Annotated in this window: 10 protein-coding genes; 5 read left to right on the top strand and 5 right to left on the bottom strand. The window is 68.7% G+C overall.

What is annotated here, in order from left to right; translation table 11 throughout:
* The 4 genes from B3T77_RS08985 to B3T77_RS09000 form a co-directional block, all read left to right on the top strand.
* Positions 1 to 448, top strand: a 448-nt coding sequence (locus B3T77_RS08985) for a SixA phosphatase family protein (RefSeq protein WP_292078943.1), incomplete at its 5' end; no start/stop codon positions are given.
* The gene (locus B3T77_RS08990) at positions 445 to 789 is read left to right on the top strand and encodes a DUF952 domain-containing protein (protein ID WP_292078944.1); all 345 of its coding nucleotides are present in this window, start codon (positions 445 to 447) and stop codon (positions 787 to 789) included. The genes B3T77_RS08985 and B3T77_RS08990, both read left to right, overlap by 4 nt.
* A complete protein-coding gene (locus B3T77_RS08995; RefSeq protein WP_292078945.1) occupies positions 786 to 1832 on the top strand; it encodes a quinone-dependent dihydroorotate dehydrogenase in 1047 nt (348 codons plus the stop codon). Before B3T77_RS08990 ends, B3T77_RS08995 begins: the two co-directional genes overlap by 4 nt.
* Positions 1833 to 1902: 70 nt before the next feature.
* Positions 1903 to 3774, top strand: coding sequence for an ATP-binding protein (locus B3T77_RS09000; protein ID WP_292078946.1), 1872 nt, complete (start codon positions 1903 to 1905; stop codon positions 3772 to 3774).
* Here B3T77_RS09000 and B3T77_RS09005 read toward each other — a convergent pair.
* Together B3T77_RS09005 and B3T77_RS09010 are read right to left on the bottom strand one after the other, a co-directional pair.
* Positions 3750 to 4181 carry a very short patch repair endonuclease gene (locus tag B3T77_RS09005; RefSeq protein WP_292078947.1) on the bottom strand — a complete coding sequence of 144 codons (432 nt, stop codon included), beginning with the start codon at positions 4179 to 4181 and terminating at the stop codon, positions 3750 to 3752. The two genes, B3T77_RS09000 and B3T77_RS09005, sit on opposite strands and share 25 nt — an antisense overlap.
* 48 nt (positions 4182 to 4229) lie before the next feature.
* Positions 4230 to 4715, bottom strand: a complete 486-nt coding sequence (locus B3T77_RS09010) for a peroxiredoxin (protein WP_292078948.1) — start codon at positions 4713 to 4715, stop codon at positions 4230 to 4232.
* 129 nt (positions 4716 to 4844) lie between these two features.
* On the opposite strand from B3T77_RS09010, the gene B3T77_RS09015 reads away from it, so the two are divergent.
* Complete coding sequence (locus tag B3T77_RS09015) at positions 4845 to 5414, top strand: YqgE/AlgH family protein (RefSeq protein ID WP_066626932.1); 570 nt, start codon at positions 4845 to 4847, stop codon at positions 5412 to 5414.
* Positions 5415 to 5437: 23 nt separating this feature from the next.
* On the opposite strand, the gene B3T77_RS09020 is transcribed toward B3T77_RS09015, so the two are convergent.
* The 3 genes from B3T77_RS09020 to B3T77_RS09030 form a co-directional block, all read right to left on the bottom strand.
* The gene (locus tag B3T77_RS09020; protein ID WP_292078949.1) at positions 5438 to 6292 is read right to left on the bottom strand and encodes an outer membrane protein; all 855 of its coding nucleotides are present in this window, start codon (positions 6290 to 6292) and stop codon (positions 5438 to 5440) included.
* Positions 6293 to 6431: 139 nt separating this feature from the next.
* Entirely contained in the window at positions 6432 to 8132 is a 1701-nt protein-coding gene (locus tag B3T77_RS09025; RefSeq protein ID WP_292078950.1) for a bifunctional protein-serine/threonine kinase/phosphatase, read from the bottom strand.
* Positions 8133 to 8174: 42 nt separating this feature from the next.
* Positions 8175 to 8493: sulfite exporter TauE/SafE family protein (locus tag B3T77_RS09030; RefSeq protein WP_292078951.1), on the bottom strand; the 319-nt coding region annotated here is incomplete at its 5' end.

The raw sequence follows: 8493 nt of genomic DNA on the forward strand, positions 1-8493 counted from the left end.
CGAAGCCCGCCCCCTGTCGGCCGCCGGCCGCGCCGAGGCTCTGCTGATGGGGCGCGCCCTGGCCGAGCGGGGGCTGAAGCCGGACTTGGCGCTGGTGTCCACCGCCGTGCGCACCCGCCAGACCTGGGAGCAGATGCACGACGCGTTCGGCGATGTGGAAGTCCGCGACGAGGACGCCCTTTACAACGCCCCCTCCGACGTAATCCGCCGCTTCGTCGAGGCCAGCGAGGACGAGGCCGGCTGCCTGCTGATCCTGGCCCACAATCCGGGCGTCCATGTCCTGGCCGCCGAATATCTGATCGAAAGCGCCGCCTCGCCGGCCGTGGTGGATAAGCTGTCGGCCGGCTTCCCGACCGGCGCCGCCGCCCTGTTCAGCGTCGATGTCGCGGGGCGCTGCACCTACGAAGGCTTCCTGACGCCGCGGTCGCTGGGCGCGCCATCCGCATGACAGACGTCGCCTACAAGATCGTCGACACCGCCGAATGGCGCGCCGCCGTCGCCGAGGGCCGCTATGACGGCGCGCCGGTCGATCTGGCCGACGGCTACATCCACATGTCGACAGCGGCGCAACTGGCCGAAACTGCACGGCGGCATTTCGCCGGGCGCGGCGACCTGCTGCTGCTGACCGTCGATCTCAGCGGGTTCGGCGACGACCTGATCTGGGAGCCGTCGCGCGGCGGCGATCTGTTCCCGCATCTCTACGCCCCCCTGCCCGTCGGCGCCGTCACGGCCTCGCGCGCCTTCTCGGTCACGGCCGACGGCGAGATGGCGTTCGAGGACGACGCATGAGCCTGACTGATCTCGGCGCAGCCCTGCTGCGTCGGCTGGACCCGGAACAGGCGCACCAAATGGCGATCAAGGGGCTGGCGCTCGCCCCCCTGCCCGCCCCGCCCGTCGACGATCCAATCCTGAGAACACGGCTGGCGGGGCTGGACCTGCCCAATCCGGTCGGTCTGGCGGCGGGTCTGGATAAGAATGGCGAGGCCCTGCGCGGCCTGTCGCGCCTCGGCTTCGGCTTCGTCGAGTGCGGCTCGGTCACGCCCCGGCCCCAGCCCGGCAATCCCAAGCCGCGCCTGTTCCGCCTCAGCGAGGACCGGGCGATCATCAACCGGATGGGGTTCAACAACGCCGGGCTCGACGCCTTCGCCGAGCGGCTGGACCAGCGCCCGACGGGCGTCGTCGTCGGCGCAAATCTGGGGGCCAACAAGGACACCGAGGACAAGGCGGCTGACTATGTCGCCGGTCTGCAACGCCTCGCCGGCCGCGCCGCCTACTTCACCGTCAATATCTCCTCGCCCAATACGCCGGGCCTGCGCACGCTTCAGGGCCGCGAGCAGTTGGACGACCTTTTGGGCCGCATCGACGCCGCCCGGCCGGCTGTCGCGCCTGACCGCGTGCCGGTCTTTTTGAAGATTGCGCCCGATCTGATCGCCGAAGAGATCGGCATGATCGTCGAGGCGTCGCTGGCCCATCGGATCGACGGCCTGATCGTTTCCAACACCACGCTGGAACGTCCCGAGAGCCTGCGCTCGCAGGACGCGCACGAAACCGGCGGCCTGTCCGGCGCGCCCATCCGTCCCTTTGCGGAAAAGGCCCTGCGCGCGGCGGCCGAGGCCGCCGCCGGTCGTCTGCCCCTAATCGCCGTCGGCGGCATCGACAGCGGGGCCGAGGCCTATGCCCGCATCCGCCTGGGGGCATCGGCGGTCCAGATCTATTCCGCCCTGATCTACGAGGGCCCCGGCCTGGTCGCCCGCATCAAGCGTGACCTGGCCGCCCGCCTTCGCGCTGACGGTTTTTCCGCAGTAACAGACGCGGTCGGCGCGCCTCGTTGACGGAGCGTTAGTGTCGACACGTCTAGGGTGACCGATGCGAGCGACCTGCGTTCGTCATTCGAGAGCCTGAATGAAATCGACCGCTGTCGATATCGCTGAAAGCAGCTGGACCGCCGCCGTTCGCCAACGCTCGGGCGCCGCGGTGCAACGGCTCGTGGCGGCGGCGGCGATCGCCCTGGTCGTGACCCCGATGGTCGGGGTGCGGTTCACCTTCGGCTGGGTCATCCTGTATATGGCGGTCCAGGCGATGGAGATGGTCGTCTATCGACCGATCCTGAAAGGTCCCGACGCGCTGTCCACGGGCCGCAAAGTGGCGACCCTGGCGGTCACCTTCGTCAATTCGGCCGTCTTCTCCTCCCTCTCCCTGGTTCTCTGGTGGATCGGCGGCGCGGTTGGGGGCGTCTGCGCGGTGCTGATGCTGACTGCGGTCATGCTGACGGCGATCGTGAACGCCACCCGATGCCAGGCCGTGATGATCGCCGGCCTCACGCCCCAGGTCGGCTTCCTTCTGGCGACCCCCTTCTTCGTCTATGCGCTGAATGCGCCCGGCCCGCTGGTCATGTCGGCGGCTGCGGCCGTGGTGCTGTTCACCTTCTATGTCGCCATCACCGGCCAGCGCATGGTCGAGGCCAGCGTCACCGTCGTTCGCGCCCATGCCCTGGCCGAGGAATCCCGTCTCAGGGCCGAGCGCAGCCTGGCCGACCACACGACCTTCCTGGCCGCCATCGGCCATGACCTGCGCACCCCGATCGGCGCGATCCTGGCCGGCGCCGCCGAGCTGCGTACGCCCGACGCCCAGTCGCGCAACAGCGCCAATCTGATCACCGACGCCGGCCTGATGATGAAGGCCCTGCTGGACGACTTGCTGGACCACACCCGGATCGGCGCCGGGCGGATGACGGTCGAGGCCAAGGATTTTGACCTGCGACAAATGCTGGCCCAGACCCTGATGCTGTGGCGCGGCGTCGCCGACGCCAAAGGGCTGAAGCTGCGCATCGAGGGCGCCTCCGCCATGCCGCGCCACGTCAAGGGCGACGTCATGCGCATCCGTCAGGTGCTGAACAACCTGATGTCCAACGCCATGAAGTTCACCGAGCAGGGCCAGATCACCCTGCGCGTCCAGGCCTGGCCCGAGGAGCCCTCGGGCTACGCCCTGCTGTTCGAGATCGTGGACACGGGTCCGGGCATGACGACCGATCAGCTGGCCCGCCTGTTCACCCCGTTCGATCAGACCGCCGACGGCGTCTCCGCCCGCTACGGCGGCTCGGGCCTGGGGCTGGCGATCAGCCGCAATCTGATCGACCTGATGGGCGGCCGACTGACGGTCCGCAGCGCGACGGGTCAGGGCTCGCGCTTCACCGTCTCGCTGATCCTGCCGCGCGGAGACGAGGCGGTTCAGATCGTCGAGGTCGTCGACCAAAGCCGCCTGGACATCGCCCGCTCGCTGACACCGGCCGTCGTGGCACCCGCGCCCGTCGCGCCGGAGCCTGAGCCCGAGCCGGTCGCCTCGACGCCTGCGGTCGCCGACGAGGTCGAAGACCAACCGCTGCGCCTGCTGGTCGTGGACGATCACGATATCAACCGCCGCGCCGTGCAGCTGATCCTTCAGCCGCTGGGCTGCGAGATCACCACCGCCGCCGACGGCATGATCGCGCTGGAACGCTGTCAGGAGGCGGTGTTCGACGTCATCTTCATGGATGTCCGGATGCCCGAACTGGACGGGCGCGAGACGACGCGTCGCTTGCGCGCCGGCGGCGGACCCAACGCCGCCACCCCGGTCGTCGCCGTCACCGCCGACACCGCGCCCGAGGACGTCGCGGCCTGTCAGGCGGCCGGCATGGCCTATTTCGTCTCCAAGCCCCTGACGCCGCCCGCTCTGATCGGCGCCTTGCAGCACGTCTTGAACGACACCGCCGCTCAGGCCGCGACCGAGGCCGCCTGACCCCGAACGGTCGCGATCAGGCGCGCGGCGAAATCAGGCTGTTTCATCTCGCATTCCCAGACGATTACCACGCGCCAGCCTGACGCCTCCAGCGCCTGACCAGCGGCGGCGTCGCGCGCGCGGTTTCGGTCAATCTTGGCGATCCAGTAATCGGCGTTGGTCTTGGGCTGACGCGCGCCGCGCGGGCACTCATGGCCGTGCCAGAAGCAGCCGTGGACGAACAGGGCGACCTTGCGGCCTTTCATCACCACATCCGGACGGCCCGGCAGACCCATGCCGCCCAGCCGATAGCCGATCCCGGCCGTGCGCAGGATCCTGCGCACGGCCAGTTCCGGCGATGTATCCCACCCCTTCACGCGACGCATCACGGCGCTGCGCTTCTCGGGGCTGAACACATCCGAGTTCACGATCAATCCACGCTCAAGTAGCAAAGCGGTAGCGTGGATTGATCCAACTTAAAGCTGCGCCAGCAGATGCTCGGCGGACGACACTTTGAACTCGCCGCCCTGCTCGATGTTCAGCTGCTCGACCACGCCGTCCTTGACCAGCATGGAATAGCGCTGCGAGCGCTCGCCCAGGCCAAAGCCCGTACCGTCCAGCACCAGACCCAGGGCGCGGGTCAGCTCGCCGTTGCCGTCGGCCAGCATGACGATGCTGTCGTCGGTGATGCCCTGGCTTTCAGCCCAGGCCTTCATGACGAAGGCGTCGTTGACCGAGATGCAGGCGACCGTATCGACGCCCTTGCCCTGGATGTCGGCCAAGTGATCCTTGAAGCCCGGCAGGTGGCGCGCCGAGCAGGTGGGGGTGAAGGCGCCGGGCACGGCGAACAGGGCCACGGTCTTGCCGGCGAAGATGTCGTCGGTGCTGACGGGCTTGGGGCCCTCGGCGGTCGCTTGGGCGAAGGTCGCGTTGGGGATGCGATCGCCGATCTGAATGGTCATGTCTGTCTCGCTGAGGTTTGAGGCCGGCGCGTTTGAACGGCCGTGTGCGACACATAGACACCACGGGCGACACCGCAAGCGCCGGTTCGGCTTGCTTGCGCCGCTTTCCGGACGGATGATGCCAGGATCATGAGCGAAGCCTCCACCCTGACCGGCCGACTGCTGGTCGCCATGCCCGGGATCGACGACGCCCGGTTCGAACACGCCGTCATCCTGATCTGCGCCCACGGGCCGGATCACGCCATGGGCCTGCGGCTGGATCGTCCGGCGCCGGGCGTCGATCTGAAGACGGTTCTGGACAAGCTGGACGCGCCGGCGCCCGATCAATCCATCGGTCGCGCGGTCCTGATGGGCGGACCGGTCGAGCGCGAGCGCGGCTTCGTCCTGCACACCGACGACTGGACAGTCGGCGACGACACCTTGGCCTTCGGCGACGGTCTGGCGATGACCGGCACGCGAGAGGCGCTGGCCGCCATGACCGACGAGGTCGCCGGTCCGCGCCGCTCCGCCTTGCTGCTGGGCTACGCCGGCTGGGGCGAAGGACAGTTGGAGGAAGAGTTGGCCGACAACGTCTGGCTGACTGCGGACGCCGATCTGGACCTGATTTTCGACGGCGAACACACGTCGAAATGGACACGCGCCCTGGCCCAGCTGGGCGTGGACGCGGCCATGCTGTCGAGCCAGGGCGGCCGGGCCTGAGGCCAGACCGCCCCGCTTGACGATTAGAAGCGGTAGTTCATGCCGATGCGGAACATGTGCGTTCCAAAGCGACCGTTGCCGCGCACCATGTCCGTGCCCGTGGTGTTCGGCGCCAGGATGAACGGGTTCGTCGCCGGGGTCGTGCCGGTATTGCCGACGCGGATCACCGGGCTGTCGACGTCCAGCGAGGTGTAGAGGTATTCGCCGCTGACCGTCAGGCCGCGGCCCAGGGCGTATTCCACGCCGCCGCCGGCCTGCCAGCCGTCGCCGTCATCGCCTTCGCTGGTTTCGGTGAAGCTGTTCGCTTGGTTCGAGGTGCGGAACTTGTTCTCGAACTTGCCATAGGCGTAACCGCCGGTGCCATAGATCAGGGCCGGTCCATAGGCGTAGCCCAGCTTCAGGCGGGCGGCCGCCGTGCTCTCCAGCTCGCGCGTGAAGGTGTAGAAGGCCGGGGTGGTCGAGAAGCCGGTCACCGAATCCTGGACATTGTTGACGCTGTATTCGGCCAGGGCGCCGACCACGAAGTTGCCGAACTGCATGTCGTAACCGGCGCGCACGCCCGCTTCGACACCGTCGTTGTCGTCACGGCATCCCGTGGTGGGAACGGTGCTGGTCGCCATGCCGCCGCAGAAGCCGGGGCTGAAGGCGTTGGTTCCGACGGTGGCGGGGGCGATGGGCACAGTGGTGACCTGGTCGCCGTAGTTGCCGTCCAGATTGCGGTCGAAGCGCAGGATCTCGTCGCCGTCATCGTTCGACTGGTTGTAGCCGCCGAAGATGCCGATGTAGGGGCCGGACCAGTCGGGGGCGACGGACTGCGCCAGGGCGGGGGTGGAAACCATGGCCAGGGCCAGGGCGCTGGAGGCGAGGGTCTTGATCATTTGGGGAGGCTTTCGTGCCGAAAGTGCGGGCGCGACATCCCCGCTCGCCGTCACAAAAGCCGAAGGCGGCCACAGGTTCCCTCGAGTTCCCATCGCCAAATGTCGCACATCCAAAGGCTTAGGCTGAACGTAGGCCGCCCTAGCGCGTCGCCATCGACACCAGAAAAGCGATAAGCAGGACCAGGCTGACCCCCTGCCAGAACCGCACTGGATCACGCTCGATCAAGGACAGTTGGCGCGGCGGCGGGGCGGCGACGGCGCTGCCGGTCTCCAGCACATGGATCAGTTCCTCCACATCCTCGAACCGCTCGTTCGGATCGACGGCGACGGCGCGCATGATGGCCGCCTCCAGCCAGGCGGGCATATCCGGCCGATGTCGCGTAGGCGGCGCGGGCGCCCGGTCGAAGCGCGGCGCATCGGCCGGATCCACCTCGCCCCACGGATAGGTGCGGGTGAACAGGCGATACAGCGTCACCCCCAGGGCGAACTGATCCGTGGCGGCGTCGCCGCTCTCGCCCGCATACATTTCCGGCGCCTTATAGCCGGCGGTTCCCGGCGCCTCGGCCTCGGCGAACTCCTCGGCCAGCCGCAATCGCGCGACGCCCAGGTCGACCAGTTTCAGCCCGCCCTGTGTCTCCAGGATCACATTGTCCGGCTTGATGTCGCGGTGCGTCACTCCCGCCCGGTGCAGGGCCGACACGGCGCGCGACAGGCGCAGCGCGACGCCGATCCCGTCGGCGATCTCGAACGGCCCTTCCTCCGCCAACCGCGCATGCAGGGTCTGTCCGGCATGGAAGGGCTGGGCGATATAGAGGCGGCTCTGACGGCCCGCATCCAGGCTCAGCACCTTGCCGACGAAGGGGCTGTCGATGCGCCGCCCTATAAAGGCCTCGCGCAGGAAGGCGGTGCGCGCCCCGCGCTCGGACACCACGGCGGGCTTGGGGAACTTCAGCACCACCGCGCCTGCGTCGCCCAAGGTGTCCTTCGCCAGGAACAGGGTCGTATAGCGCCCGTCCGCCACGATCCGCTGAAGCGCGAACCCATCGACATTATCGCCCACGGCGGGCGGCGGCAGGATGGCCAAGCCTTCCGCCTCGGCCGTGATCGCCTCCCAGTCCGGCGCGCCGGTGCGGACCACGTCGATGACGATGGCGGTGGCGTTGTCGCGCGGCCCCGCCGCCTCGACCTCGGCCAAGATCGCCTTGGCGTCCGCGTCGGGCGAACTGCGCCGTCCCAACAGGCCCGCGATCATCGCATCGGCCAGCACCCCATGCACCCCGTCGGTGGTCAGCAGCAGCCGATCGTGCGGCTCCAGCCGCACTTGCCGCACATCCAGCTTCACATCCGCCTCGATGCCGACGGCGCGGTACAGCACATGGCTCAGCCCCTGCTGGGCCCGCGTGTGGTCCTCGGTCAGCCGCGTCAGAACCCCGTCGCGGAAATGCCAGGCCCGGCTGTCGCCCACATGCAGCGCCGTCGCCTCGCGCCCGCGCAGGATCAGGGCCGTGAAGGTCGTCGCCGCCCCCTCCATCGCCGGATCGATCCGCCCGCGCGAATGTAGCCAGCGGTTGAACCCCCGCAGCGCCTTGATGCCGTTGGCGGCGATGCCGTTCAGCGGATTCTGATCCAGATACCCGTCGATGAAGCTGCGCGTCGTCAGCTCTGCCGCCATCCGCCCGGCCTTCGATCCCGACACCCCGTCGGCGATCACCGCCACCACCCCATGCTCGCGCTGCTCAGCCGCCGTGCCGATATGGACGCCGCCGAAATCCTGATTATCCGCCTTGGGCCCCTGCATAGTAGCAAAGCCGGCGGCGATCTCCAGTCTGGCGTCGGTCATGGGCGGAACTGTCGTCGAAAGACGGCCCGCTGAACAGAGGTCTCAGAGCGCCAGAAGGGCGCGCACCGCGACATAGGCGGCGACCACCAGGATCAGACCCGCAAACAGGATGCGCCCAAGCCTGGCGTTCGTCCCCAGCCGACGCGCCAGCGGCAGACCCGCCGCCGTCCCGGCGACCCCGCCGACCGCCATGGCGGCGACCAGGCCCGGATCGACCCAGCCCGACAGCGCATAGTTGCCCGCCGTGGTCGCGCCGAACGCAGCCACGCTGAGCAAAGACGTCGCCTGGGCGGTCGCCAGGCTCATGCCCGTCGACGCCATCAGGCCGGGCACGATCAGAAAGCCGCCGCCGATGCCGAAG

Origin of the sequence: Brevundimonas sp. UBA7838, from assembly GCF_002500885.1 — a bacterium.
Taxonomy (GTDB): domain Bacteria; phylum Pseudomonadota; class Alphaproteobacteria; order Caulobacterales; family Caulobacteraceae; genus Brevundimonas; species Brevundimonas vesicularis_C.

Bases quoted from the DNA above. Each gene is read 5' to 3' on its own strand.
- B3T77_RS09000 (WP_292078946.1), top strand. From the start codon at position 1,903: ATGAAATCGACCGCTGTCGATATCGCTGAAAGCAGCTGGACCGCCGCC.
- B3T77_RS09020 (WP_292078949.1), bottom strand. From the start codon at position 6,292: ATGATCAAGACCCTCGCCTCCAGCGCCCTGGCCCTGGCCATGGTTTCC.
- B3T77_RS09015 (WP_066626932.1), top strand. From the start codon at position 4,845: ATGAGCGAAGCCTCCACCCTGACCGGCCGACTGCTGGTCGCCATGCCC.
- B3T77_RS08995 (WP_292078945.1), top strand. From the start codon at position 786: ATGAGCCTGACTGATCTCGGCGCAGCCCTGCTGCGTCGGCTGGACCCG.
- B3T77_RS09025 (WP_292078950.1), bottom strand. From the start codon at position 8,132: ATGACCGACGCCAGACTGGAGATCGCCGCCGGCTTTGCTACTATGCAG.
- B3T77_RS09010 (WP_292078948.1), bottom strand. From the start codon at position 4,715: ATGACCATTCAGATCGGCGATCGCATCCCCAACGCGACCTTCGCCCAA.
- B3T77_RS08990 (WP_292078944.1), top strand. From the start codon at position 445: ATGACAGACGTCGCCTACAAGATCGTCGACACCGCCGAATGGCGCGCC.